Below are 24,304 nucleotides of genomic sequence, written 5' to 3'. Positions count from 1 at the left end.
GCCGGGGTTACAGCAGCCCGGCGTCGCGTAGCAGGTTCAGGGTGCCCTCGAGATCGTCCAGGTCGTCCAGGTCGATCTGCGGGGAGACCTCGAGCAGGCGATCGAAGTCCTCGAGCACGGGATTCTGGATCACGTCGCGGGTGACCGGGTACTCGTAGACATTGGTGGTGAAGTACTGCTGGGCGGCCGGCGACAGCAGGAAGCGCACGAACTCCACGGCGGCGTCCTGGCTGTCGCTGCTCGCAAGCACCCCGATGCCGGCCACATTCACCAGGTTGCCGATGTCGCCATCGGCGAAGAAGCCCTGCTCCACCGGGAAGTCGGCGTCGGAGGCCAGGAAGCGAGGCAGGTAGTAGTTGTTGACCAGGCCGAAGTCGATCTCGCCGTCGGCCACGCCCTGCACCTGTGTGCTGTTGTTGCTGAAGATGACGGCGCCGTTGTCCTTCATGCCCTCGAGCCACGCCAGGGTGCGCTCGTCGCCGTGCTCGATGCGCATGGCGGTCACGAAGGACTGGAAGGAGCCGTTGGTGGGTGCCCAGCCGACGCGACCCTCGTAGCGGTCGTCGATGAGGTCGAAGATGCTCTCGGGGTGCTCGGCTTCGCTGACGCGCTCCGGCGAGTAGGCGAAGACCCGGGCGCGACCGCTGGCGGCCACCCAGTTGCCGCTCTCGCTGGTATAGATGGTGGGTAGCCCCTCGTAGATGTCGGCAGGCAACTCAGCCAGCAGGCCGGCCTTGCTCAGTTCGCCCATGGCGCCGGCATCCTGGCCCCAGAAGAGGTCGGCAGGAGAGCGGCTGCCCTCTTCCTGCACCAGCACCGCCAGTTGGGCGGTGTCGCCGTAGCGCACGGCAACCTCCAGGCCGGTGTTCTTCTCGAACTGCTCGATGATCGGCTGAACCATGGATTCGCCCCGGCCGGAGTAGAGTGTCAGGTCGGCGGCGGAGGCGAGGGGGGAGGCCAACAGGGCTGCCACGACGGTGGCGGAGGCGAACAGTGACTTCTGCATGTCTGGATGATCCTTGGGTTGGCGGTCGGGACGTGTCCGCTCTGCGGCGGTTCGGTTTCCACTGCCAGTCTCGGTCTATCAAGACGATAGCAAAATTATTGTCTGCTGCAAATGATAATGATACGCAAAAGGGTTTTCNCCTTGGGTTGGCGGTCGGGACGTGTCCGCTCTGCGGCGGTTCGGTTTCCACTGCCAGTCTCGGTCTATCAAGACGATAGCAAAATTATTGTCTGCTGCAAATGATAATGATACGCAAAAGGGTTTTCATGACGCATGTCAATTTCTGCCCTGCCAGCGCCCTCGGTGAGGCTAGTCATTGAGCTCAGGCATTGAAAACCAGGTATTGAACACCGGAGCGCCCGCCATGCAGGGCATGGCGGGCGCTCCGGTCGGTCGGCTGGGTGCGGGGGTCAGTAGCCCAGCAGCGCCGAGGGCAGGCCGGTGATGATGACCGGGAAGAAGGCCATCAGCAGGCAGGCCAGCACGATGATGGCCACGAAGGGGATCACCGCCTTGTAGAGATCGACGATCTCCACCCCGGGTGGCGCCACGCCCTTCAGGTAGAACAGCGCATAGCCGAAGGGCGGGGTCAGGAAGGAGGTCTGCAGCACCACTGCCACCATCACCACGAACCACAGCACGTCGATGCCCATCTGCTGCACGATCGGCAGCATGATCGGGAAGCTGAGCAGCACGATGCCGGTCCAGTCCAGGAACATGCCCAGGATGAACACCAGGAACAGCATCAGGATCAGCGCGCCGGTGGTGCCACCGGGCATCGCCAGCACCAGCTCGCTGATCACCGTCATGCCGCCGCCGCGGGAGAAGACCCCGGTGAAGGCGGTGGCGCCCACCAGCACCAGCATCACCATGGTGGTGGTCTTGCCGGCGTCGATCAGGGTGCGGTAGCAGGTGGAGAGCTTGCGATCCCCGAAGATCATGAACAGCAGGAAGGCGATGAAGACCCCGATGGCCGAGGCCTCGGTGGCGGTGGCCACGCCGGTGAACAGCGCACCCAGCACGCCGAGGATCAGCGACATGGGCGGCAGCACATACTTGGCCAGCATGATCAGCAGTTGGCCGGTGCTGGTCTCGGCACGCTCCTCGGCCGGCACTTTCGGCCCGTAGGAGGGCTTGATGTAACAGATGATCAGCACATAGAGGGCATACATGACGCCCAGCATCACACCCGGGACCAGGGCGCCGGCGAACAAGGCCCCCACCGACACCGGCGAGTAGCTGGCCATCAGGATCAGCATGATGCTCGGCGGAATCAGGATACCCAGGCAGCCGCTGGCCATGATGACCCCGGAGCTGAGCTCCTTGTTATAGCCGTACTTGAGCATCGGCACCAGGGCGATCATGCCCATCACCGCGATGGAGGCACCGACGATGCCGGTGGTGGCGGCCAGCAGGACCGAGACGATAACCACGGTCAGCGCCAGGCCGCCGCGCAGGTTCGCCAGCAGCAGTCGCATGGTGTCGAACATCTTCTCGGTGACGCCGGAGTCGTTGAGGAAGCGCGCCATCAGCACGAACAGCGGGATGGCCACCAGCACATAGTTGTCCATGGCGTTGCCATAGATGTTGTTGATGATGGTGCCGAGCACGCGCTCGCCGGGGCCCAGGTAGGCGCCGATGACGGCCACGCCGCCGAGCACGAAGGCCAGCGGATGCCCCATGAACAGGCCGACCAGCAGGCCGCCGAACATGAAGAGGGTGAGCAGTTCGGGACTCATGTTCATGCGGTTTCCTCCCGCAACTGCTGGATGGCGCGGATGACGATGGCGATGGCCTGGAGCAGGATCAGCACGGCGGCGAAGACGATCACACCCTTGATCGGATAGACCGGGATCGAGACCATGCCGTAGGTGGTCTCGCCGCGGCTGAAGGAGCGCATGAAGAAGCTCCAGCCCAGGGTCAGCAGCATCCAGATGAAGGGCACAAAGAAGATCAGGTAGCCGAGGATGTCGATGACGGCCTGCTTCCTGCGCGAGAGCAGGCGCTTGAGCACGTCCACCTCGACGTGGGCGTGATGGCGCAGGCCATAGGCGGCCATCAGCATGAAGTGGGCACCGAACAACATCTTGGTGACATCGAAGGCCCAGTCGCTGGGTCGTCCCGCGAAGTAGCGAAGGGCGATATCATAGAGGACGATCAGTGTGATGACGGCAATCAGAGGGGCAATCAGCCGACCGAACCCCTCGTTGAGGGCATCGATCGCCTTGGCAATGGCATTCATGGTCGGTGGTCTCGAGAGTCTTGGAGGTTAGCTACAGGACGGGAGACGCCACCGGTGCCGTTCCAGCGCCGGTGGCGATCACTCTCACGGAACCTCCCGGAATCACCGGGAGGTCTCACTGGCGCTTAGAGACAGGCTTCGAGTTCTTCCAGCGACGGGAGGTTATCCATGGTCCGGCTCATGTTGTAGGGCGCGGAGATATCACGCCAGTTGGCGTAGTGCTCCAGGTAGCTGATCATGGAGTGATAGACCTTGGCGTGCATCGGGTCCTCGCAGGCGCCGCGCAGGATCACATCGTTGGTGATGTCCTGGATGCGGGCCAGGTCGTCGTCGGAGAGCTGGTGGATTTCCACGCCGGCTTCCTTGAAGTTCACCGTACCCTCGGTGGACTCGCGCTCGGACCAGGCCAGCGACCAGGCCATGGTGGCGTCGGCGGCGATCTTCAGCTTCGCCTGGGTCTCCTCGGTGAGGGCATCCCAGGCATCCTTGTTGATCATCACGCCGAACACGCTGGCGGACTGGTGCCAGCCCGGCACCGTCCAGTGCTCGGCTACCTCGGCGAAGCCGACGTTGTAGTCGACGCCCGGGGTGGAGAATTCACCGGCGTCGATCACGCCACGCTCGATCGCCTGGTAGACCTCACCACCGGCCAGGGTGACCTGGGATCCGCCCAGTTCTTCCAGAACGCGACCCTGGTCACGGCCGGAGAGACGCAGGCGCTTGCCGTCGAGATCGGCCAGGCTCTCGATAGGCGTGCGGCCCATGAAGCCGGATTCATTGTTGGTGATGCCGTAGGGCAGGTAGACCATGTTGTAATCACCATAGACCTCCTGGTAGAGGTCCCAGCCGCCCCATTGCTGGATCCAGTTCAGGTAGTCCACGCCGTTGAACAGGCTGGTGGTGGTGGCCAGGGGCGAGAAGGCCGGGCTGCGGCCGGCCCAGTAGCCGGGCCAGTCCCCCGAGGCCTCGATGCTGCCGGTCTCGGTGGCGTCGAACACCTCGGTGCCGGGCATCAGGGTGCCGCCGGCGCGGAACTCGATCTCCAACTCGTCACCGGCGAGCATGTTGACCATTTCGGCCCAGTGGCGGTCGATCTGGATCAGGTCGATGTTTTCCGGCCAGGTGGTGGTCATGGTCCAGCGTTCCTGGGCCTGGGCGGTGGTGGTGAGGGCGGCCAGCGCCACACCGGCGGCGAGGCCGGTGAGGGCAAATTTGGTCATCTTCTTCATGAAGTGCTCCCTGTACGGGTTATTGGTGTTGGCCGAGAAGACGTCTCGGGTGCCGAAGCCACCCCCTGTTGTGTCACGTTGGCGGGGCGGACAGCGCCTGCGGCTGGTGGTTGACCGGACGGGCAGGCTCGGCAGCCCTGCCAAGCTAGCACGGCGACACTGTCATAATCGATAGCCTGCTGAAAGCGGGCAACAGGGCATCTCTGCGGTGGCTGATGGCGTCAATTGTTCAAAATTTATCTTTTAATATCATCAGTATATATATTTTTCACGGCGGCGTCGGCGAGTTTGGCAGCGTTGAATGCGAAGGGTGCTACGACCATGGTCGCAGATGGTGTCGTCAGGGTGAGAACCATGCCAGAGGCGAGGGGCCGAGCAACTGCCGGAGCAGCAGACATTGGAGCCGATAGTGGAGCCGGTACTTGGAGCCAATAGTGGAACCTAGGGCGGAGCAGATCATGGCGCGGGCGGCCGAACTGGGGCGTCGGCGCTGGCGCGGGCTGGTGTGGCTCACCGGCGAGGCCGGCGCTTGTCGGGAAGCCGCCCTGGCGCTGTGGCAGGCCGGCGACTGGCAGTCGCCGCTGTGGGTGGCCCCCGAGGTTCCGGCGGGGCTGGCCGATGCCGACTGCCTGGCCCCCGGTCTCGCCCGCACCCGTCTGGGGGGCGAACAGGACCTGCTGGTGGTGGATGCGGTGTCCGAGGGGGCAGGCTTTGACCCCGACGCCTTCGGCGCCCTGGCGGGCACCCTGCGCGCGGGCGGCCTGCTGGTGCTGATGACGCCGCCCGGCTGGGGCGAGCGCCCCGACGCCGACTACGTGCGCCTGGCGGAGCACCCCTTTCGTCCCGAGCAGCTGAGCGCCCGCTATCTGGCGAGGCTGGCCGGCCTGCTGGATGCGAGCCCCGAGGTGATTCGTTGGCCGGCACTGGACGCGCCTTTCCTGCCACCCCTGCCCGAGGAAGACCCGCGAGTGCCTCCCCCCGCTGTGGACCCCGCAAGCACGGCCCCCGACTGCCTGACCACCGACCAGGCCGAGGCGGTGGCGCGTCTGGTGCGCCAGCGTCGGCGTCGCCCGCTGGTGATCACCGCCGACCGCGGCCGTGGCAAGAGTGCGGCCCTGGGCATCGCCTGTGCGCGGCTGCTGGCGGCCGGCGAGGCGGAGATCCTGGTCACTGCGCCGCGGCCGGCGGCGGTGGAGAGCCTGTTCGAGCGCCTCGAAGCGCTCTGCCCGGCAGGGCAGCGCCAGGGGCACGCCTTCCTGCTGGCCGAGCGACGGGTTCGCTTCGTCCCCCCCGACGAGCTGACCCGCCTGGCCCGGGAGGGCGCGGCCGGCGGCGCCGGCGCGCGGCTGCTGGTGGATGAAGCGGCGGCCATCCCCGCCGCCCTGCTCGGCGAGTGGCTCACGGCCTTCCCGCGCATCGCCTTCGCCACCACGGTGCACGGCTACGAGGGCTCCGGTCGGGGCTTCGCGGTGCGCTTCCTCGATCGGCTCGCCCATGAGGCCCCGGCGTGGCAGGGCCTGCATATGGGCGAGCCGATCCGCTGGGCGGCGGATGACCCCCTGGAGGGGCTTGTCAATCGTCTGTTGCTGCTCGACGCCGAGCCGGCGCCGCCGGCCCCGTCATCGATGGCGCCGGCCTGGCAGCGAGTGGTAATCGCCGAGCTGGTCGATAACGAGGCCAGGCTGCGCGCCCTCTTCGGCCTGCTGGTGCAGGCCCACTACCGCACCACCCCCGCCGACCTTCGCCGCCTGCTGGACGGCCACGGCGTCGGCATCGGTGCCCTGGTATCCGACAAGGCGCCGGTGGGCGTGGTGCTTACCGGCGACGAGGGCGGCTTCGCTCTCGAACTGGCCGGGCGGGTGGCTCGCGGCGAGCGCCGCCCCCGTGGCCACCTAATGGCCCAGTCGCTGGCCGCCCACGCCGGCAGCCGCGAGGCGCTCACGGCGAGGCTACGTCGCGTGGTGCGCATCGCTGTGGCGGCCTCCCAGCGCCGCGCCGGGCTGGGTCGGCGGATGATCGAGGCCGAGGTCGAACAGGCAAGCCGTGATGGTATCGACCTGCTGGGGTCGAGCTTCGGCGCCGAGCCGGGGCTGATCGCCTTCTGGCGCTCGCTGGGCTTTGTCACCCTGCGCCTGGGGCTAACCCGGGAGACCGCCACCGGCGAGCATGCCCTGATGTTGGCGCGTCCGCTGACCGAGCGCGGCGAAGCGCTGGTGGAAGAGCTATCAATACGTTTCCAGCGCTCCCTGCCGGGGCTGCTGGCCTTCGAGCTGCGCGAGCTGGAACCTGAGATCGCCGCCGCCCTGCTGGCGGAGGGGGAAGGCCCGGCGCTGGACGCCGCCGATCGCCGCGACGCGGAAGACGTGGCCCTCGCACAGCGCGAGCCGGCCCTGGCCCGACCGGCGCTGCAGGCGCTGGTGCGCCATGCCCTGGCACGGGGCCTGCCGGCCGGTGACGAATCACTCGGCCTGCTGGTGGCCTGGGGCTTTCAGGGGCGAAGCGCCGAGTGGCTGGCCGCCCGGCTCGGCGTCTCTGGTCGGCGCCAGGTCACTGACTGGCTTCGTCAAGCCGCGGCAGCGCTGCTGGCCTCCACTTCCCCAACCGGGGCCAGCTGGGTAAGGTAGGTCGGTAATAACGGAGCAGATACCGCATGAACGCACATCTCGAAGCCCTTGAGCCGCAGCCGCTGTGGCGCCATTTTCGCACCCTCTGCGACACCCCGCGCCCCTCTGGCCACGAGGCGGCGCTGGTGGCCATCCTGGAGCAGTGGGCCGATGGGCAGGGGTTCGCCCACGACCGCGACGCCTTCGGCAACCTGCGCCTGCGCAAGCCCGCCACGCCGGGCCATGAGGCGGCGCCGGGGGTGATCCTCCAGGGCCACCTGGACATGGTGGCCCAGGCTAATTCCGGCCACCCCCACGACTTCACCCGCGATCCGATCCAGACCCGGGTGGGCGAGGATGGATGGCTGCGCGCCACCGATACCACCCTGGGCGCCGACAACGGCCTGGGCGTGGCCGCGGCCCTGGCGATCCTCGAGGACGATTCCCTGGTGCATGGCCCGCTGGAGGCGCTCTTCACCCTGGAGGAGGAGACCTCCATGGGCGGCGCCCTGAACCTGGCCGAGGGTTGGCTTGCGGGCCGGCTGCTGCTCAACCTGGACTCCGAGGATCGCGGCGAGGTCTACATCGGCTGCGCCGGCGGCGCCGACGTGGTGGTGGAGGCGCAGCTGCCGACCGCTCCCCTCGGCGAGGACGAGGTCGCGATGCGCCTCTCCCTCACCGGCCTCAGGGGCGGCCACTCCGGCATGGATATCCACAAGGGGCTGGGCAACGCCAACCGGCTGCTGGTGCGGGTGCTGCGTGCTCTGGAGGGCTACGAGGTGCGCCTTGTGGACTACCAGGGCGGCACGCTGCGCAACGCCCTGCCGCGGGAGGCCTTCGCCACCCTGGCCCTGCCCGACGACCGGCGCGAGGCCGCGATGGCGCGGGTGGCGGCGCTTGCGGTCGAGCTGCGCGGCGAGCTGGCCGGGGTCGATGATGGTCTGGCGCTGGCGCTCTCGCCGGTGGCGATGCCGGAGAGCCAGGCGCTGACCGCCCAGGCCAGCCACCTGCTGGTGGCGGCGCTGCATGCGGCGCCCTGCGGGGTGGAGCGCATGAGCAGCGAGGTGCCCGGGGTGGTGGAGACCTCCAACAACCTTGGCGTGGTCGGCCTTAAGGCGGGGCGCTTTCACCTCTGCGCCCTGGTGCGTTCGCTGCGCGACAGCGCCACCGCCGACCTGGCCGATCGCTTCGCGGCGCTGTTCGACCTGATCGGCGCCCGGGTGCGGGTGGAGAATGCCTACCCGGGCTGGACGCCCCAGCCGGACAGCGACCTGCTGGCGCGCTTCTGCCGGCTGCATCGGGAGAGGATGGGCGGCGACCCGGCGGTCAAGGTGATCCATGCGGGGCTGGAGTGCGGCATTCTCGGCGGCAAGTACCCGCACCTGGAGATGATCTCCTTCGGGCCGCTGATCCGTGGCGCCCACTCCCCCGACGAGCGGGTCGAGATCGCCTCGGTGGCGGAGTTCTGGACCCTGCTGCGGGCGCTGGTCGAGGACCTGGCCCGTTGACGTCCATGCGGTAAACGATGACACCGCCCGCAGGCGGTGTCGTCGTAGCATCAACCTGCAGGCTATCGGTGCTCAGCCCAGGTAGGCATTAAGCATCCAGATGGTCTTCTCCTGTTCGCGGATATAGTCGCCGGCCTGGGCGGCGGTGCCCTCGTCGTCGGCATCGGAGGCCAGCGAGAGGATCTCGCGCTGCAGCTCGATCAGGGTCTGGAAGCCCTGCAGGGTGCCGAGCACGCAGGCCTGGCCGTCGGTGACGTCCTTCGCCTCGGTGATTCGCGACATGGTCACGTAGTCACTGTAGGCGTGTACCGGCTGATGGCCCAGGGTCAGGATGCGCTCGGCGACCTCGTCCACCTTGGTCAGCAGGTCGGTGTAGAACTCCTCGAACTTGGCATGCAGCTCGAAGAACTGAGGGCCCTTCACGTTCCAGTGGTAGCCGCGCACGTTCATGTAGAAAATCTGATAGTTGGCCAGCAGCTCGTTGAGCTTCTCGGCCAGCTGGCTGGCGCTCCCCTCGTGCAGGCCGATGGTATTGGTGTCGCTCATGGGGATGGCTCCTGGGTCGCAATGGGAAAGTGGCAAATGTGGCAATAGGGACGAGTGTACTCCTTCGCCGAGGCGGCAGAGGCGTCAAGAGTGATCATGGCCGCCATAGCCAATGACCATGAGATGCCGGCGGCCGAGGCGGGTTTCAAGTGGGCGGATCAGGTCCGCGCCGCGGCAAACAGGCGCACCACGCTCTCGGCGCGGTCGGCGAGCAGCTCGGCGCAGCGCGCCAGGGCCTCGTCCAGGGCCATGGGGCCATCGGCCAGGGCGAAGGCAGCGGTGACGCCCTCGCCGCTGGCCGCCTGCCAGCCCGGCGCCAGGCGCCCGGCCAGCACCACCACCGGCACCTTCTTCTCCCGCGCCGCGCGGGCCACGCCCACCGGGGTCTTGCCGGCCAGGCTCTGGCCGTCCAGCTGGCCCTCCCCGGTGATCACCAGGTCGGCTTCTGTCAGCAGCGCCGCGAAGCCGGCCTGGGCCATCACCAGTTCGATGCCGGGGCGCAGCCCCGCCCCCAGGAAGGCGCGGGCGGCGAAGCCCATGCCGCCGGCGGCGCCGGCGCCTGGCAGGTCGCGGTGCTCCTCGCCCAGTGCCGTGGCGGCCACATCGGCGAACCGCGCCAGGGCGGCGTCCAGTCGGGCGATATCCTCGGGGGTGGCCCCCTTCTGGGGGCCGAACACCGCGCTGGCGCCGCGCTCCCCCAGCAGCGGGTTGTCGACGTCTACCGCGGCCTCGACGTGAAGATCGGCCAGGCGCGGATCGAGTCCAGAGAGATCGAGCTCGGCCAGCTCGGCCAGGGCCGCGCCGCCGGGGGGCAGCTCACGACCGTCGGCGTCCCGCAGCCGGGCGCCCAGCGCCACCAACATACCGGCGCCACCGTCGTTGGTGGCGCTGCCGCCCAGGGTCAGCAGCAGGTGCTCGGCGCCAGCGTCCAGCGCCGCGCGGATCAGCTCGCCCACGCCATGGGTGGTGCTGTGCAGGGCGGTGCGCTCGGCCGGGACCAGCGCCTGGATGCCGCTGGCCTCGGCCAGCTCCACGAAGGCGGTGCGGCGCTCGGCCAGCCAGCCCCAGGCGGCGCTGGCGGGACGCCCCAGGGCGTCCTGCACGGTAGCGGTGCGCCGCTCGGCGCCGGTGGCGGCCAGCAGGGCGTCCAGGCTGCCCTCGCCGCCGTCGGCCAGCGGACACTCTACCAGCGCGATCTCCTCCCCCAGGCGGCGGATGCCGCAGGCAATGGCATGGGCCGCTGCCGCGGCGGGCAGGGCATCCTTGAAACTATCCGGGCAAATGAGGATCTTCATATGTGACTCGCAGCGGGGGAATCCCCGCCCAGCTTAGCGCCATGGAAGAGCCAGCTAAAGCGCCGGCGTTCCTTCTGCGAGGCCCGATGCGTACACTGCCTTCAGTCCATCCATGGGAGAACGACCATGCGCCTCCGGCGATTGCCTCGCGTACTGGTGATAGCACTGGTGACAGTGCTGATGCTTGCCGGATGCCAGACTACCCCCTCCACGCTGCCGGCGGCGGAGCCCCGCCCCGCGGCCGAGTGCCGTTGGCCGGTCGGTGACTGGGCGCCGCGCGCCCTGCTGGCCGGGGCAGTGGCGGCACTGGAGGCCGAGGGCTTCCTGATTCGCCACACCGACCTGGCCCTGGGGCTGGTGAGCGCCGAGCGGACTCGCATCCTGCCCGGCTACGGTGACCGTTACGACCGCTGGGACAGCCGAGGCATGTTCGGCGGTATCGGCATCGGCGGCGGTCGCGGCGGGGTGAGCAGCGGCGTGATGATTGGCTTCGGCGGCGTGGGCAGCCTGACCCGGGATGCGACCGAGCTGGAGCGGGTATCGCTGCTGGCCGGCGATGGCGAGGTGAGGGTGAGTCGCGATATCCAGTTGATCGACTGGCGCGGCGAACTGGCCGAGGCGCGCAGCGCCAGCACCGCGGACTTCTGCCAGCGGCTGCGCAGCGCCATCCAAGCGGGAGGTGTGCGATGAGCCGCCTGCTGCCCGCAATGCTGCTCTCCTTCCTGCTGGTGGGCTGCGCCACCTCGCCTTCCCGGGAGCCGTCCCGCGAGCTGGACTTCTCCTTCGCCCCCGAGGCGACGCTGCGGGCCTCTGCCCAGGTGCTGATGGCCAACGGCTATGTGGTGCGCCACGCCGATGCCGACCTGGGTCGCCTGGAGGCGGTCTTCTCGCGCTGGCCCGGCTACCGGGTGCTGGTGGAGGTCTCGGGAGAGGGTGAGCAGAGCCGGGTGAGCCTGGCCGCGACCCGGGGCGGTCGCCCGCTGCCGCCGCAGACCCTGGATCGCCTGCTGGTGGAAATGCAGGACCAGCTCGGCATGTGGCGCTGATTTCCCCTGCTTCGACTCGACCGGCTTCGACGCAAAACCCTGCAAGGCAACAGGCTGGAAAACCAGAGAGACACCATGTTCGACCAACTGCGACGACCCCTCGGCCTCACCGCAGCGGCGGTGCTTTTTTTCGCCATGAGCGGCCTGGCCCAGGCCCATCCCCACGGCTGGATCGACCTGCGCATGCGCCTGGTGGTGGACGACGAGGGCCACCTCACCGGCCTTCACCAGTCCTGGCGAATGGATCCCTTCTATAGTCTGGTGGTGCTGGAGGAGCTGGGCCAGGCCGGCGGTGATGGCGGCCTCGAGGCCGCCCTGGACCAGCTCGGCAGCGAGATCCGCGACAATCTGGTGCCCTACGGCTACTACACCGAGCTGACCCTGGCGGGCGAGAAGCAAGGCTTCGACGCGGTCAGCGACTACACCGTGCTGGAACGCGGTGGGCGAGTCGAGTTCATCTTCCTGCTGCCCCTGGCCGAACCGCAGCCGCTGGCCGGCCAGACCCTGAGCTACCAGGTGTTCGATCCCACCTACTACATCGAGATGGTCCACGAGGAGGAGAATCGGGTGCCGGCGGACGATGCCCTGCTGGTGGGCGGGGAACTGGCATGTGAGACCCGAATTCATCAGCCCAACCCCGACCCCGAGTTGGTCCTGCAGGCCGCGATGCTGGACGTGGACGACGAGGCCGAGCCGGGGCTCGGGCGCCACTTCGCGGAGACCGGGGAGGTGACATGCCAGTAACGTTGCGGCGATTGATACGACTGGCAGTCGCTCTGCTGTTCGCGCTTGTGGCTTGGCAGCTGCTGCAGCCGGCCCTGCAGGGGCTCAGCCTGCAAGTGGTGGCCTGGCAGCGCGACTTCCATCGCGCCCTGACCCTGGCCATCAGCGACTTCTCCGGCGCGCCGTCGTCGGCGGCCTGGGCGACCCTCCTCGGCATCAGCTTCGGCTACGGGGTCTTCCACGCTGCGGGGCCGGGCCACGGCAAGGCGGTGCTCTCCACCTATCTGATCTCCCAGGGCGGCGCACGTCGCCGTGCGCTAGGGCTCTCCTTTGCCGCCTCGCTGCTGCAGGGGGGCGTCGCCATCGCCCTGGTGGTGGTGCTGGTGCACGGCCTGGGCTGGCTGACGCGCCAGGCCATGGGCAGCGTGGTGTGGGTGGAACAGGCCAGCTTCGTGATGGTGGCGCTGCTGGGGGCCTGGCTCTGCCTGCGGGCGATCCGCCAGCTGCGCCGCCAGCCGGCGGAGGTCGCCGGCCACCACCACGCCGGCCATGGGCATGCCCACTCTCAGGACCATCCCCACACCCATGATCACGACTGCTGCGGCGGCCACCACCATGTGGATCCGCAGCGGGCCAGCGACTGGCACACCGCCCTGGCCACGGTGGTGGCCATCGGCATCCGGCCGTGCAGCGGGGCGGTGCTGCTGCTGGGGGCGGCGACCCTGCTCGGCCACTTCGCGGTGGGGATGGCGGCGGTGATGGTGATGTCGCTCGGCACGGCGCTGACGGTCTCCGCGCTGGCCCTGGCCAGCGTCTATGCCCGAGGCTGGGCGGAGCGGCGCCTGGCCAGCCAGCAGCAGGCCCAGCGCGCCGGTCGTCTCCTTGGCTGGGCCTCCCTGGCGGGCGGCCTGGCCATTGTGGTGCTCGGTGTCTCGCTCACCCTGACCGGTGCCAGCCAGCCCAGCGGGGCGCCGCTGCTGGGCGAGCCGCCCTCGCGCAGCGCCCCGACCGAGCGCGGCCCGTCCGATCCGGCGCCGAGCCGCCACCCCTTCGGCGGTTGAGCGGAGTGTCAATCGGCCTTGAGATCCAGCCCCTCCACCAGCGCCAGCACGCGGTCACGCATGGCGGCGAGCTCGTCCAGGTCGTAGCGGCGCGGCTCGCCCTTGCCCCACACCGGCCCCGGCCAGGCCTCGTCGTCCTGGCGGCGCAGCACCAGGTGCACGTGCAGCTGCGGCACCACGTTGCCGAGGCTGGCCACGTTGAGCTTGTCGGCGCCCAGGAACGCCTTGAAGGCCTGGCCGATCCGGCTGGCCTCACGCCACAGCTGCTGCTGGTCGGCCTCGTCCAGCTCGAACACCTCGCTGACCCCGCGCCGGCGGGGGATCAGTATCAGCCAGGGGTAGCGGGTGTCATCCATCAGGCGCAGCTGGCACAGCGGCAGCTCGGTGACGGGGTAGCTGTCATCTGTCAGGCGCTCATCGAGTGCGACGTCTTCCATCTCCTTTCCTCTTGCCGGGGTGGTGATCCGGCATCATGCCATATCTCCCCCGGCTCGAGTTCTCCCGCGGCCTCGGCCAGGCTGAGCGCCCCTTGACCAGGCGTCATGAGGGGGCGCCATGACCCTGCTGGAGGCCCTCGCCCTGCTGTTGATCGGGGCTGTGGCCGGCTTCATCAACGTGCTCTCGGCGGGCGGCTCGATGCTCACCCTGCCGCTGCTGATGTTCCTGGGCCTGCCGCCCCAGGCGGCCAACGGCACCAACCGCGTCTCCATCGCCCTACAGAGCCTCTCGGCGGTGACCAGCTTCCTGCGCGCCGGGGCCCGTCATGTGGGACTCTCGCTGCGGCTCTCGCTGCCCGCGGTGGTCGGCTCCCTGGCCGGCGCCTGGCTGGCCCTGCAGGCTGGCGATGCCCTCTTCGAGGCGATCCTCATCGCGGTGATGGCGGGTTCCGCGGTGCTGATGTTGCTGCCCCAGCCGCGGTTGGATACCCGCCCGCTGACGCCCGAGCGGCTCACCCCGGCGGTCTACCTGGCGATGTTCGCCATCGGGCTCTACGGCGGCTTCATCCAGGTCGGGGTGGGGATCCTGTTCATTCTGGTGCTCTACCGCATGCTGAAGATCGACCTGGCCCAGGTTAACGTCTTCAAGGTGTTGATCATCCTGATCTACACCCTGCCGGCGTTGGCGGTGTTCCTGGTCAACGACCAGGTGCGCTGGAGCTACGGCCTGGTGCTGGCCGCCGGCAGCATGAGTGGGGCCTGGGTGGGGGTGAAGGTCAACATGAGTCCACGCGGGGCCTTCGTGGTGAAGTGGCTGACCGTCTCGATGATTACTGCCATCATCCTGCGTCTGCTACTGGGATAACCCGGCAGATCGTCGCCGGCAGTGCTAGATTGCATACGGGTACCCAAGATCCATAGGCAAGGAGCCAAACCAATGAAACGCACCATGGCCATCGTGATGCTGTCGCTGTTCTCCCTCTCGCTGCTCTCCGGCTGCAACACCATGCGTGGGGCCGGCGAGGACATCGAGAGAGGCGGCGAGGCGATCCAGCGCTCCGCCGACTGATATACCGCTGTACCGAACAGCTCTGCCACAGGCCGGAGCGGGGCGACCCGCTTCGGCCTTTTCATCAAGGAAGAGGAGAAGGCCATGCCTTTCAAGCTGCTCCCCACCGTCGTTGCCGGCCTGATGCTGGCCGGCTGTGCCGGGATGACCTCCCCGCCGGCCCATGAATCGGCGCCGCCGCCGCCCCGGGTGGAGACCCGCGGCGAATGCGGTGCGGTTCAGGTGCAGGACCGCGTGGGGCGCGAGTACAGCGCGGCCCTGGGCGAGGCGATCCACGCCGAGAGCGGTGCGGCGGCCATGCGGGTGGTCCGTCCCGGCGAAGCGGTGACCCTCGACTACCGCCCGGATCGGCTCAACGTCCGCCTGGACGAGGGCGATGTCATTACCGAGATCGGCTGCGGCTAATCTTCGGCGACCGCATCCGGGTCGTCGATGCCGTGCTCGGCCTGGGTGCGGCGCTCCTCCTCCTCGGCCTGCTTGCGCAGCTTCTTGCGCAGCGCCGCCTTCTCGAAACGCAGCCTCTGCAGCCGGGTCGCCAGCGCCAGCGGGGGCACGGGGGCGGGCTCACCCTCGTCGTCCACCGCCACCATGGTCAGGTAGCAGCTGTTGGTGTGGCGAATCAGTTTCTCGCGGATATCCTCCGCCACCACCTTGATGCCGATCTCCATGGAGGATCGCCCCACGTGGTTGACGCTGGCCAGGAAGGTCACCAGCTCGCCCACGTGAATGGGCTGCTTGAACAGCACCTGGTCCACCGAGAGGGTCACCACATAGTGGCCCGAGTAGCGGCTGGCACAGGCGAAGGCCACCTCGTCGAGCTTCTTGAGGATGGCGCCGCCGTGCACCTTGCCGCTGAAGTTGGCCATGTCGGGGGTCATCAGCACGGTCATGGAGAGCTCGTGCTGGCCGGGCAGGTCATGTTCGTCCATCGGTTCTTTCCTGTTGGCGGTTCCTGACAGCATAACGCCTTGTTCCCATCGGGAGACAAGGCGTTAACGTTCCGGCCTGGTGAAGGCGTCAGAACCAGGTCAGGCCGACGGCGATGACCGCCCCGGTGATGAACAGCTGGATCAGGCAGAAGCCCATGATATCTTTAGCCTTGAGGCCGGCGATGGCCAGCACCGGCAGGGCCCAGAAGGGCTGCAGCAGGTTGGTCCAGGCGTCACCCCAGGCGACGGCCATGGCCACCCGCGAGATATCCACGCCCAGCGCCTCGGCGGCGGGCAGCATGACCGGCGCCTGCACGGCCCACTGGCCGCCGCCGGAGGGCACGAAGAGGTTGACGATGCCGGCGCTGATGAAGGACCAGAACGGCAGCGAGGTCTCGGTCGCGAATGACACCAGCGCCTCGGACATGGTGGCCGCCAGGCCCGACTGCACCATGATCGCCATGATCCCGGCGTAGAAGGGGAACTGGATGACGATGCCGGCGCCGCCCTTGATCGCCTCGTTGAGGCTGATCAGCAGGCTGCGGGGGGTGCGGTGCAGCACGATGGCCAGGAACAGGAACAGGAAGTTGACGATGTTCAGGTTCAGCCCGCCTCCGCGCAGGACGAAGTGGTCGAGCAGGTAGATCAGGCCGGGGATACCCACCAGCCAGGCCAGGATCACGCTGTTTTCCAGGCGCTCGGCGGGGCGGCGGATGCGCGACTGGCTCTCCGGGGCGTCCTCTTCCAGCAGCTTGGGATCGACGTAGACGCTCTCCTTCTCGTCGGGGAGCATCAGGCGGTTGACCAGCGGGATGGTGATGAACAGGCAAGCCACGATGGCGATGTTGAAGAAGGCGAAGATGGTCGAGCCGGTGCCGATCACGCCGATCTGGTCGGCGCTGAAGTGGCCGTCGGTGGCGATGGTCAACGGAATGGAGCCGGCCAGGCCGCCGTGCCACACCACGAAGCCGGAGTAGGCGCTGGCCACCAGCAGCCGGTAGTCCACCTTGACCAGGCGGGCCAGTTCCTTGGCGAACAGCGCGCCCACCACCAGGCCGAAACCCCAGTTGATCCAGCTGGCGGCCAGCGATACATAGGTCACCAGCAGGATGGCACCGCCCGGGCCCTTGGCCAGCGCCGCCAGGCGCTGCAGCAGTTTCTTCACGGGCGGCGAGCTGGCCAGCATGAAGCCGGTGACCAGCACCAGCAGCATCTGCATCGAGAAGGTCAGTAGGCTCCAGAAGCCATCGCCCCACATGCGCATCACCGCCAGCGGCGTCTGGCGCTCCACGGCGATGGCGGCCACCGCGGCGATCAGGGTCAGCAGCAGCACGAAGATATAGGGGTCGGGCAGGTAGCGTTCGACCAGCTTGACGGCCGGCCTGGAGAGGGCCTTGAGCATGGGAGTTCCCTTTGTTTTGAAACCGTTGTGAGTTCGGTCTGTTGTCGAGATTGGCGTGTCTCACAGAAAGTAGCGCAGCTTCAGGGGCTTGCGCCACCCTGCCCGCCAACGCAGGCGAACACGAGGAGCCGCTCAGCCGCGCCAGTGGGTGCGGCGGTAGTGCCGGTAGTAGGCGCCGAGCACCGCCGAGCGCACCACTGCAAACAGGATGAAGGCGAACCACAGGCCGTGGTTGGTGAGCGATTCCGGCAGCAGCGCCTGGGTGAGCCACCAGGCGGGCAGGTAGGCGGCGAGCCCGGCGAAGATGCTGTTGCGCATCTCGCGGATCGCCGTGGCACCGATGAAGACGCCATCCAGCAGATAGCTCCACACCGCGATCAGCGGCATCAGTACCATCCATGGCAGGTAGATGGCGGCGGTCTCGCGCACCTCCGGCAGGCCGGTGAGCAGGGCGATCAGCCACTGGCCGCCGAGGGCGAAGGCCAGGGCCGCGGCCCCGGCGGTGGCCAGCGAGAGCCAAGCGGCACTCTTCACCGCCTGGCCGAACTCGTCCCAGCGACGGCGCCCCACGGCGCGCCCGGCGATGGCCTCGGCGGCATGGGCGAAGCCGTCCAGGGCGTAGCTGGTGAGCATGATGAACTGCAGCAGCACGGCGTTGGCGGCCAGCACGGTATCGCCCTGGGCCGCCCCCCGGGAGGTGAAGAAGGCCATGGCGAACAGCAGCCCCAGGGTGCGTACGAAGAGATTGGCGTTGACCGCAAACAGCTCGCCGTAGGCGGCCAGCGCCAGGAGCCGGCTGCGCAGGAAGTGCCCATCGAGCCGCTTCAGCTGGCGCGAGACCAGCCACAGGCCGAAGGCCAGGGCGGAGTAATCGGCGATCACCGTGGCCCAGGCCACCCCGTCGCTGGTCATGCCCAGCCCGACCACAAACACCAGGTCGAGGACGATATTGACGGCGTTGGTCAGCACCAGGATGGCCAGGGTGACCCGGGAATTCTGCTGGCCCAGGAACCAGCCGAGAATGGCGTAGTTGGCCAGCACCGCCGGCGCCGAGAGGATACGGATCTCGGCATACTCGGCGGCAAGCGCCGTGGCCACCTCGCTGCCGCCAAGTAGCCACAGGCCCAGCGCGATGAGCGGGCGCGAGAAGAGGATCAGTAGGGTGCCGATCACAGCCGCCAGCAGCAGCGACTGGCCCAGCAGGTTGCGCACATCGCTGTCGTTCTCGCGACCCACCGCCTGAGAGGTGAGCCCGGTGGTCCCCATGCGCAGGAAACCGAAGCCCCAGTAGAGAAAGCTGAACAGGGTGGCGCCCAGGGTCACCCCAGCCAGGTAGCGGGAGTCCGGCAGGTGGCCCATCACCGCGGTATCCACCAACCCCAGCAGCGGAACGGTGACGTTGGAGAGGATGATCGGCCAGGCCAGGATCCAGATGCGCCGGGGAGTGGCGTCGGGGTGTGAGGCCCTGGCGGGAGAGGAGCGGTTCACGGCAAACCTGCTGAGGGGGAAAGCGGGTCATCCTCGCCTCGCCGCTCCCATAACGCAACCGCCCCGCACGAGGGCGGGGCGGCTGAAGGGCGGTGGCTGTTCTTGAAATTCAGGCCTTAGAAACGGTAGCCGATACTGGCGGAGATCAGATCGATCTCGTAATCCTCTCCGCTGGAGCTCAGATCGTAGCGCTCGAACTCGGCACGCACCATTACCTGGTTCACTACGTACTCCACGCCTATGCCGTAGAAAGGGTCAATATCATCATCACTTTGCCGAATGTCGACGACTGTTGTGCCATTCATAGTGGCGTTGCCTGAGATGTCACCATCCCAAGCGATCAGCCCCAACTTGCCGAAGACGCTGAAGCCGGCATCGATGGGCAGACGACCTACCAGGGCAAATCCAAAGCCATCGGCACTGGCCTTCACGCTTCCAGAAGCCACATTGAGACCATCTGTAGCGAAAGCGTTTGCTTCAAAATCTCCAAAATTGACATAGTTCGCTTCTACTGCAAAGTTGGGATTGAACTGATAGCCGGCAAAAAGCTTGAACGCAGTGTCCTTTCGGTCGACATTAAAACCGTCATTACCCAGACTTAGAAAGTCATCATTCTTGAACTTGGCCTGGCCGATGGCGGTGCCCAGGTAGAAGCCCTCGTCGGGCAAGCCCGGGTAGCTCTGGGCGAAGGCGGGGGTGGCGACCAGGGTGGCCAGGGCGGCGGTGGCGATCAGACGCTTCATCATGCTCTCCATTGCATGGTGTGGCAGGTGGGGCCTGCGAGGTTGGGCAAGCGGGCAAAGCCGTCTACCCTGATGTAAGATCCTGTGAAAGGATGTAACCTCAGCCATTCTAGAAGCTAATGATGATGAGCGCCATGCTTGGTATGGCTGGCAGCGTTCACCTAAAAGTATGACAGACGCCGCCGAGACGGCAGGGAGCAGGGGAGTGACAGCGATGGGCAAGCGAACCGTATTCTTCTTCGTACTGGCGCTGGTGGCGATGCTGGGAAGCTCGCCGGCGGTGGCCCAGCAGCAGCGCATGGAGGCCCAGCCCAGCGGCGGTGCCATGGTGGTCGATGCGCTGGTTGCCCGGCCGCTGCTGGCGGTGGCCACGGTGGCAGGCACCGCGGTGTTTCTGGTTTCGCTGCCCTTCACCGCCCTGGGGGGCGGGGTGGACAGCGCCGCCGAGACGTTGATCAAGACCCCCGCGGAGGCGGCCTTCCGGCGCTGCCTGGGGTGTACGGTGAGCCGGCGCGCCGACGAGATGTAGGGCGCTTCCTGCCCTTCTTGCAGTCGTCAAATGCAGAACGCCCCTGCTTAATAGCGGGGCGTTCTGCGTTTCAGGCGTGAGCCAGGCGATGGATGCGGGCGCCCGAGGTTCAGGCCGCGGTGATGATGTGGTACTTCGCCATCAGTTCGTCGCGGCTCTCCTCGCGCTCCGGGTCGAGAGGGATGCAGTCCACCGGGCAGACCTGCTGGCACTGCGGCTCGTCATAGTGGCCGACGCACTCGGTGCAGAGGTTGGGGTCGATGACGTAGATCTCCTCCCCCGGCGAGATGGCGCCGTTGGGGCATTCGGGCTCGCAGACGTCGCAGTTGATGCACTCGTCGGTGATCATCAGGGCCATGGGACTACCTCACGAAAGCTCTGGTCGGGCGCATGGAATGAGGTCCGCCAGCGTGGAGGCGCGGCGGAGGAAAGCCCGATACTGATGGTCAAGTATTATAAAGGTTCTTCAGCGCCTCAGCGACCCTGGGGTGCACGTGCTGGGATACGTCGCCGCCGAGCTTGGCGATCTCGCGAATCAGGGTGGAGGAGATGTAGGAGTTCTCCACCGCCGGGGTGAGAAAGACGGTCTCGAGCTCCGGCATCTGAGCGCGGTTCATGTTGGCCAGCTGCAGCTCGTACTCGAAATCCGAGACCGCCCGCAAGCCGCGCAGCAGGATCCGCGCCTGCTGTTGCTGCATGAATTCGGTCATCAGCCCCGAGAAGCCAACCACTTCGATGTTGTCCAGGCCGGCGACCACCTCGCGAGCCAGGGCGATCCGCAAATCGATGTCGAAGGCAGGCCCCTTGCCGGGGCTGGCCGAGATTGCGACCACCACCTTGTCGAAGAGGCGCGAGGCGCGCTCGATCAGGTCGAAGTGGCCGTTGGTGAGGGGGTCGAAGGTACCGGGATAGACGGCAGTGTTCATCGGTTCTCAGCGTCCGGGAGTCGTCCGTAGGGATTGTTCACCGCCAGGGAAACGGGGCGCGCATAGCCGGGAATCTGCAGCTGTGTGTCGCTCATGGTGAGTTCGGGGCCTTCCAGCACCCCTACGCCGAAGCGGTAGCTGGCGGTGAACTGCCCCAGATCGGCGCGGCGGCGGTAGTCGGCGGCGGCCTCGCGGGTTGCCTCGCGACGATCCTGCCAAGCGGCCACGGCGGTCTCGCCATGGCGCACGGTCAACAGGCGCTCGGTCACCGCCGGGGAGAGCAGGACGCCGGTGGCGTTGTTTCCGCCGAAGCCCTTGGCGTTGATAAAGGCGGCATCTGCCTCGAGGCCCATGGGCTCCCTGGAGAGGTGCAGGCGCTCGGCGTGCACGTCGTCGGCCACGGCGTCGAGGGTGGCGATGCCGGGCAACAGGCCATGGGCGAAGCTGCCCAGGGCGCTGGTCAGCTGATCGCCTGCGGCGCTGCCCTGGGAGTGGCCCACATAGGCCTTGACCGCCACCACCGGCCAGTCATGGATGCCGTAGGCCCGGGCCACCAGGTCGAAGACATGGGACTCGGTCACCCGGTTCTTGGGGGTGCTGGTGCCGTGGGCGTGGAGGAAGGTGCGCCGGCGCAGCGCCTCCTCGCCGAGTATCTCGCGCACCAGGGAGGCCGCCTTGGCCAGGGTGATGTAATTGCCGATGCCAGGGGCGGAGATGGAACGCTTCCAGCCGTCGGCGTTGACGAAGACGCCGGGTACGCTGCCGAGAATCTCGGCACCCACTTCCATGGCCAAGCTGTCGTCCATCAACATCACGAACTGGCTGGACTCGGCGATGGTGAAGCCGCAGTTGCGGGCAAAGGGCCGGCAGGCGCGCTGGTAGTCGGCGTCGGTGAGCAGGCTGAGGGCGTCCAGGGCCTTGAGGCTGTCATCATCGGCCAATGCCCCCATGGCGCGAAAGCCCTCGATGATCTCGGGGGTCACCGGGGCATCGGCGGTGCCTACCATCACCACCCGGCGGCGGCCGGCCTGGATGTCGTCCACGCCCAGGCGCAGGTTGTAGAGGAAGCTGGCGCAGGCGCCCAGCGCCGCACCGGTGCCGCCCACGCTGCCCAGCACATAGGCGTTGAGGAAGTCGGCGGGCATCTGACTATAACCCAGCGGCATCTGCTTGGAGGTGGCGCGGTTGCCGGAGACGAAACTCTTGAGCAGGCCGCCCCAGCCATCGTCATCGAGCTGGCCGATGGAGTTGCCGGCGTAGACGGCGACCTCGTCGGGGTCGAGGCGGTCGCGCAGGCTGTCCCACGACAGGCCGCTGTCGCCCAGGCAATCGCTGGCGGCGAAGATCGCCATGGAGAGCCCCCGAGGGTGGTGCACGCTGTGATAGAGCTTGCTGGGCTCGAAGCCGCTGGGCAGCTGGCCGGCGGTACGCACCTGGGCCGGGCGAGTCTCGGGCAGCATGACGTCCATGCTGCCGGCAGGCACCGTGACCTCCCTGGTGTGGCGGTCGAGCTCGCGTACCTGCCAGGTGGGCGGCAGGTCCTCAGGCAGCTGGCGCCGACGGATGCGGAAAATCAGGGGCGCATCCAGCTCGAGGCTGGCCCGGCGATTGGCGGGCAGGCCCGCCTCGTTGAAGCGGGGATCCTCGATGCGGCGGATCAGGGTATGGTCGAGCACCTGCTGGCGGGTCTGGGCGACGATCTCGGCGGCCTCGAGGGGCCGGCCGTCGGCGTCACGCCAGCCATCCGTTTCATCCGCGCTGGCCAGGCGCATCATGGCCGCCAGACCCAGCAGGGTCCGGGCCTGGTCGTCGTCGGGCAGGGCGTCGAGCACGGTGCGACGAAACGCCTGGTGGCCCGAGGTTCTGCCGGCGGGGTTCACGCCGCCCATGCCGACGATCACCGGTAAATGTGGCAAGCCGGATTCCTCGTTGTGCTGTTGATGTCTACGAGTCGTTACAGGTATCAGGCCACGAATCATAGCACCCGCTCAGTGGCGGCGTCATGGGGCCGCCACGGGCAAACGTCGAAGCGAAGATGAAACATTCGTTTGAAATGGGACAGGGTGTCTGTCGATTTAACGCGACTGTTTGAGTCATGCCAGTGGTCATGGGCGCAACGCCTCTGTGTGCGCTCATTTTTTCGCTTCGCTTCCGGCCTGTTGCCATCGGTTACCTGGCGTTGCATCACGTAGTGGAGGCAGTGACTCGGCTTGGCTAGGGTAGACTGATGGTCGCCCCGGCGGCTTTTTTTCAGGAAACGACTCAGGAGGAGACACCCCATGACACACGAGATGCTCAAGAAGCTTGGTCTGGCGCTGCTGGTGGGAATGCTGGCGGCGGGCCTGGTGGGCTGCCAGGACGAGCCCGGTCCCGCCGAGGAGGCCGGCCAGGAGATCGATGACGCCATGGAGGATGCCGGCGAGGGCGTCGAGGAGATGGGCGAGTCCATCCAGGATGCCGCCGACGGCAACTGACGGCTGGGGTCCTGATACAGGCAAATGGGGTCCTGACGCAGAAAGGTCGGGCGATATCGCCCGACCTTTCTGCGTTTATGCTCTGCCGAGTTTGTTCGTTACTGATGTTCACGTTACGAATTTTCGCTACCGGGCCTGCTCGTTCTGTTCGATGCCCTGCACGTACCAGGGCGCGCCGTCGCGCAGGTCGCGCACCAGGTGCCAGGTCTCGTTGAACTCGTTGTGCTCGCCGTTCTCGTCGAGGATGCCGTGGAAGACCACGCTGGCCTCGGCCCGCTGGCCGACTTCCTCGACCATGCCCAACTCGGCGAACAGGCGCACCACCTCGGTGCGATTGTTGGCCGGGTGCTTGTCACGCTCGGCGCGCAGCAGGTTGTAGAGTTCCGGGGTCGCGTACTCCTGAATGCCCGAGAAGTCGTTGTTGTCCCAGGCCCGCTGCAGGGTCATGAAGTGCTCCTTGGCGCCGCCCAGGAAGCGTTCGCGGTCGAACCATGCAGGCTCGTCGGCGAAGGCGGCGCTGCCGGTCAGCGGAGCGCTGGCCTGGAAGGCCTGGGCCTGGGCCGCCTGGGACTGGACGGTACCCTCGCGCTCGGGGGCGCCGGCCACGGCCGGGCGGCGGCGGGCGAAGAGCCGGAACAGCAGGAAGGCGATGCCGGCCATCACCAGGATGTCCGTCAGGCGCAACTCGTCGAAGGCGCCCCCGAAGAACAGCGCGGCGAGCAAGCCGCCTGCCAGCAGGCCGCCCAGCATGCCGGGCATGCGCGAGCCGGCCGCGGCACCCTGCTGGCCCTGGCGGGCGGGGGCGGCCTGGTTGGGCGAGGCGGCGGGGCGATCCGCCGAGCGGGAGAAGCTGCCGACGTTGCCACCGCCGCCCAGGCGGCGGGCCTCGGCGTAGTCCAGGGCCGGGCCGAGGGTAAAGAGCCCGACGACCAGCATGACAAGCAGGTGTCGCATCAGGGGGTGCCTCCGATAGTGGTCTAGGTGGGGGTGAGAAGGTCGAGTCAAGATATTCTACCGGCTATGCTGGGGGGCACCATAAAAACCGATA

General features: G+C 67.5%; 26 protein-coding genes. 11 read left to right on the top strand and 15 right to left on the bottom strand.

The features are described 5' to 3' along the window. Window positions 1-7 precede the first annotated feature (7 nt). The 4 genes from ACR80S_RS13175 to dctP all read right to left on the bottom strand — a co-directional run bounded on the left by ACR80S_RS13175 (window position 8) and on the right by dctP (window position 4,477). The gene (locus tag ACR80S_RS13175; RefSeq protein WP_435401912.1) at window positions 8-1,006 is read right to left on the bottom strand and encodes an iron ABC transporter substrate-binding protein; all 999 of its coding nucleotides are present in this window, start codon (window positions 1,004-1,006) and stop codon (window positions 8-10) included. A 410-nt stretch (window positions 1,007-1,416) separates the two neighbouring features. Next, window positions 1,417-2,751 carry a TRAP transporter large permease gene (locus tag ACR80S_RS13170; RefSeq protein WP_435401911.1) on the bottom strand — a complete coding sequence of 445 codons (1,335 nt, stop codon included), beginning with the start codon at window positions 2,749-2,751 and terminating at the stop codon, window positions 1,417-1,419. Next, entirely contained in the window at window positions 2,748-3,248 is a 501-nt protein-coding gene (locus tag ACR80S_RS13165) for a TRAP transporter small permease subunit (RefSeq protein WP_435401910.1), read from the bottom strand. Before ACR80S_RS13165 ends, ACR80S_RS13170 begins: the two co-directional genes overlap by 4 nt. Window positions 3,249-3,373: 125 nt before the next feature. Further along, window positions 3,374-4,477, bottom strand: coding sequence for a TRAP transporter substrate-binding protein DctP (gene dctP / locus ACR80S_RS13160; RefSeq protein WP_435403435.1), 1,104 nt, complete (start codon window positions 4,475-4,477; stop codon window positions 3,374-3,376). A 458-nt stretch (window positions 4,478-4,935) separates the two neighbouring features. On the opposite strand from dctP, the gene ACR80S_RS13155 reads away from it, so the two are divergent. Further along, entirely contained in the window at window positions 4,936-7,101 is a 2,166-nt protein-coding gene (locus tag ACR80S_RS13155) for a tRNA(Met) cytidine acetyltransferase TmcA (RefSeq protein WP_435403434.1), read from the top strand. Window positions 7,102-7,127: 26 nt separating this feature from the next. Further along, on the top strand, window positions 7,128-8,588 hold the full coding sequence (locus tag ACR80S_RS13150) for an aminoacyl-histidine dipeptidase (RefSeq protein WP_435403433.1): 1,461 nt from the start codon (window positions 7,128-7,130) through the stop codon (window positions 8,586-8,588). Between the two features lie 72 nt (window positions 8,589-8,660). Here ACR80S_RS13150 and ACR80S_RS13145 read toward each other — a convergent pair whose 3' ends face one another. After that, complete coding sequence (locus tag ACR80S_RS13145) at window positions 8,661-9,134, bottom strand: Dps family protein (protein ID WP_435401906.1); 474 nt, start codon at window positions 9,132-9,134, stop codon at window positions 8,661-8,663. 158 nt (window positions 9,135-9,292) lie between these two features. Next, window positions 9,293-10,429, bottom strand: a complete 1,137-nt coding sequence (locus tag ACR80S_RS13140; protein ID WP_435403432.1) for a glycerate kinase — start codon at window positions 10,427-10,429, stop codon at window positions 9,293-9,295. Window positions 10,430-10,555: 126 nt separating this feature from the next. Between ACR80S_RS13140 and ACR80S_RS13135 the strand changes: the two genes are divergently transcribed. From ACR80S_RS13135 to ACR80S_RS13120, 4 genes are all read left to right on the top strand, one after another. After that, window positions 10,556-11,119, top strand: coding sequence for a hypothetical protein (locus tag ACR80S_RS13135; RefSeq protein ID WP_435401904.1), 564 nt, complete (start codon window positions 10,556-10,558; stop codon window positions 11,117-11,119). Next, a complete protein-coding gene (locus tag ACR80S_RS13130; RefSeq protein WP_435401903.1) occupies window positions 11,116-11,475 on the top strand; it encodes an outer membrane protein assembly factor BamD in 360 nt (119 codons plus the stop codon). The genes ACR80S_RS13135 and ACR80S_RS13130 overlap by 4 nt, the downstream gene beginning before the upstream one ends. 75 nt (window positions 11,476-11,550) lie before the next feature. Next, window positions 11,551-12,219, top strand: a complete 669-nt coding sequence (locus tag ACR80S_RS13125; protein ID WP_435401902.1) for a DUF1007 family protein — start codon at window positions 11,551-11,553, stop codon at window positions 12,217-12,219. Continuing rightward, window positions 12,210-13,259 carry a nickel/cobalt transporter gene (locus ACR80S_RS13120; RefSeq protein ID WP_435403431.1) on the top strand — a complete coding sequence of 350 codons (1,050 nt, stop codon included), beginning with the start codon at window positions 12,210-12,212 and terminating at the stop codon, window positions 13,257-13,259. Before ACR80S_RS13125 ends, ACR80S_RS13120 begins: the two co-directional genes overlap by 10 nt. 8 nt (window positions 13,260-13,267) lie before the next feature. Here ACR80S_RS13120 and ACR80S_RS13115 read toward each other — a convergent pair whose 3' ends face one another. After that, entirely contained in the window at window positions 13,268-13,696 is a 429-nt protein-coding gene (locus tag ACR80S_RS13115) for an HIT domain-containing protein (RefSeq protein ID WP_435401900.1), read from the bottom strand. 118 nt (window positions 13,697-13,814) lie between these two features. Here ACR80S_RS13115 and ACR80S_RS13110 point away from each other — a divergent pair, with 118 nt between their 5' ends. The 3 genes from ACR80S_RS13110 (at window position 13,815) to ACR80S_RS13100 (ending at window position 15,170) form a co-directional block, all read left to right on the top strand. Beyond that, the gene (locus ACR80S_RS13110; protein WP_435403430.1) at window positions 13,815-14,561 is read left to right on the top strand and encodes a sulfite exporter TauE/SafE family protein; all 747 of its coding nucleotides are present in this window, start codon (window positions 13,815-13,817) and stop codon (window positions 14,559-14,561) included. Window positions 14,562-14,633: 72 nt separating this feature from the next. Continuing rightward, on the top strand, window positions 14,634-14,765 hold the full coding sequence (locus ACR80S_RS13105; RefSeq protein ID WP_435401898.1) for an entericidin A/B family lipoprotein: 132 nt from the start codon (window positions 14,634-14,636) through the stop codon (window positions 14,763-14,765). An 84-nt stretch (window positions 14,766-14,849) separates the two neighbouring features. Next, window positions 14,850-15,170: an I78 family peptidase inhibitor gene (locus ACR80S_RS13100; protein WP_435403429.1), complete on the top strand. Its 321-nt coding sequence runs from the start codon at window positions 14,850-14,852 to the stop codon at window positions 15,168-15,170. Here the strand turns inward: ACR80S_RS13100 and ACR80S_RS13095 are convergent. The 4 genes from ACR80S_RS13095 to ACR80S_RS13080 form a co-directional block, all read right to left on the bottom strand. Continuing rightward, window positions 15,167-15,694 (bottom strand): acyl-CoA thioesterase, encoded by a 528-nt coding sequence (locus ACR80S_RS13095; RefSeq protein WP_435403428.1) that lies wholly within the window; start codon window positions 15,692-15,694, stop codon window positions 15,167-15,169. The genes ACR80S_RS13100 and ACR80S_RS13095 overlap by 4 nt on opposite strands. An 88-nt stretch (window positions 15,695-15,782) precedes the next feature. Further along, window positions 15,783-17,096 (bottom strand): short-chain fatty acid transporter, encoded by a 1,314-nt coding sequence (locus ACR80S_RS13090; protein ID WP_435403427.1) that lies wholly within the window; start codon window positions 17,094-17,096, stop codon window positions 15,783-15,785. A gap of 132 nt (window positions 17,097-17,228) precedes the next feature. Continuing rightward, the gene (locus ACR80S_RS13085) at window positions 17,229-18,584 is read right to left on the bottom strand and encodes an MATE family efflux transporter (RefSeq protein WP_435403426.1); all 1,356 of its coding nucleotides are present in this window, start codon (window positions 18,582-18,584) and stop codon (window positions 17,229-17,231) included. Between the two features lie 116 nt (window positions 18,585-18,700). Continuing rightward, window positions 18,701-19,327 (bottom strand): outer membrane beta-barrel protein, encoded by a 627-nt coding sequence (locus ACR80S_RS13080; protein ID WP_435403425.1) that lies wholly within the window; start codon window positions 19,325-19,327, stop codon window positions 18,701-18,703. Between the two features lie 214 nt (window positions 19,328-19,541). Here ACR80S_RS13080 and ACR80S_RS13075 point away from each other — a divergent pair, with 214 nt between their 5' ends. Further along, the gene (locus ACR80S_RS13075; protein ID WP_435401892.1) at window positions 19,542-19,856 is read left to right on the top strand and encodes a hypothetical protein; all 315 of its coding nucleotides are present in this window, start codon (window positions 19,542-19,544) and stop codon (window positions 19,854-19,856) included. 109 nt (window positions 19,857-19,965) lie between these two features. Here ACR80S_RS13075 and ACR80S_RS13070 read toward each other — a convergent pair whose 3' ends face one another. The 3 genes from ACR80S_RS13070 to ACR80S_RS13060 all read right to left on the bottom strand — a co-directional run bounded on the left by ACR80S_RS13070 (window position 19,966) and on the right by ACR80S_RS13060 (window position 22,671). Beyond that, window positions 19,966-20,214: a YfhL family 4Fe-4S dicluster ferredoxin gene (locus ACR80S_RS13070; RefSeq protein ID WP_290909703.1), complete on the bottom strand. Its 249-nt coding sequence runs from the start codon at window positions 20,212-20,214 to the stop codon at window positions 19,966-19,968. Between the two features lie 88 nt (window positions 20,215-20,302). Continuing rightward, window positions 20,303-20,782: a pantetheine-phosphate adenylyltransferase gene (gene coaD, locus ACR80S_RS13065; protein ID WP_435401891.1), complete on the bottom strand. Its 480-nt coding sequence runs from the start codon at window positions 20,780-20,782 to the stop codon at window positions 20,303-20,305. Then, entirely contained in the window at window positions 20,779-22,671 is a 1,893-nt protein-coding gene (locus tag ACR80S_RS13060) for a beta-ketoacyl synthase (RefSeq protein ID WP_435401937.1), read from the bottom strand. Before ACR80S_RS13060 ends, coaD begins: the two co-directional genes overlap by 4 nt. 390 nt (window positions 22,672-23,061) lie before the next feature. Between ACR80S_RS13060 and ACR80S_RS13055 the strand changes: the two genes are divergently transcribed. After that, on the top strand, window positions 23,062-23,256 hold the full coding sequence (locus tag ACR80S_RS13055; RefSeq protein ID WP_435401890.1) for a hypothetical protein: 195 nt from the start codon (window positions 23,062-23,064) through the stop codon (window positions 23,254-23,256). 126 nt (window positions 23,257-23,382) lie between these two features. Here the strand turns inward: ACR80S_RS13055 and ACR80S_RS13050 are convergent, their stop codons facing one another. Next, window positions 23,383-24,210, bottom strand: a complete 828-nt coding sequence (locus tag ACR80S_RS13050; RefSeq protein WP_435403424.1) for a Tim44 domain-containing protein — start codon at window positions 24,208-24,210, stop codon at window positions 23,383-23,385. Window positions 24,211-24,304 lie beyond the last annotated feature (94 nt).

Source organism: Halomonas salsilacus (assembly GCF_051216275.1).
Classification (GTDB): Bacteria; Pseudomonadota; Gammaproteobacteria; order Pseudomonadales; family Halomonadaceae; genus Halomonas.
The sequence above is the reverse complement of the archived record's forward strand: the minus strand, read 5'-3'. Positions and strand labels throughout refer to the sequence as shown.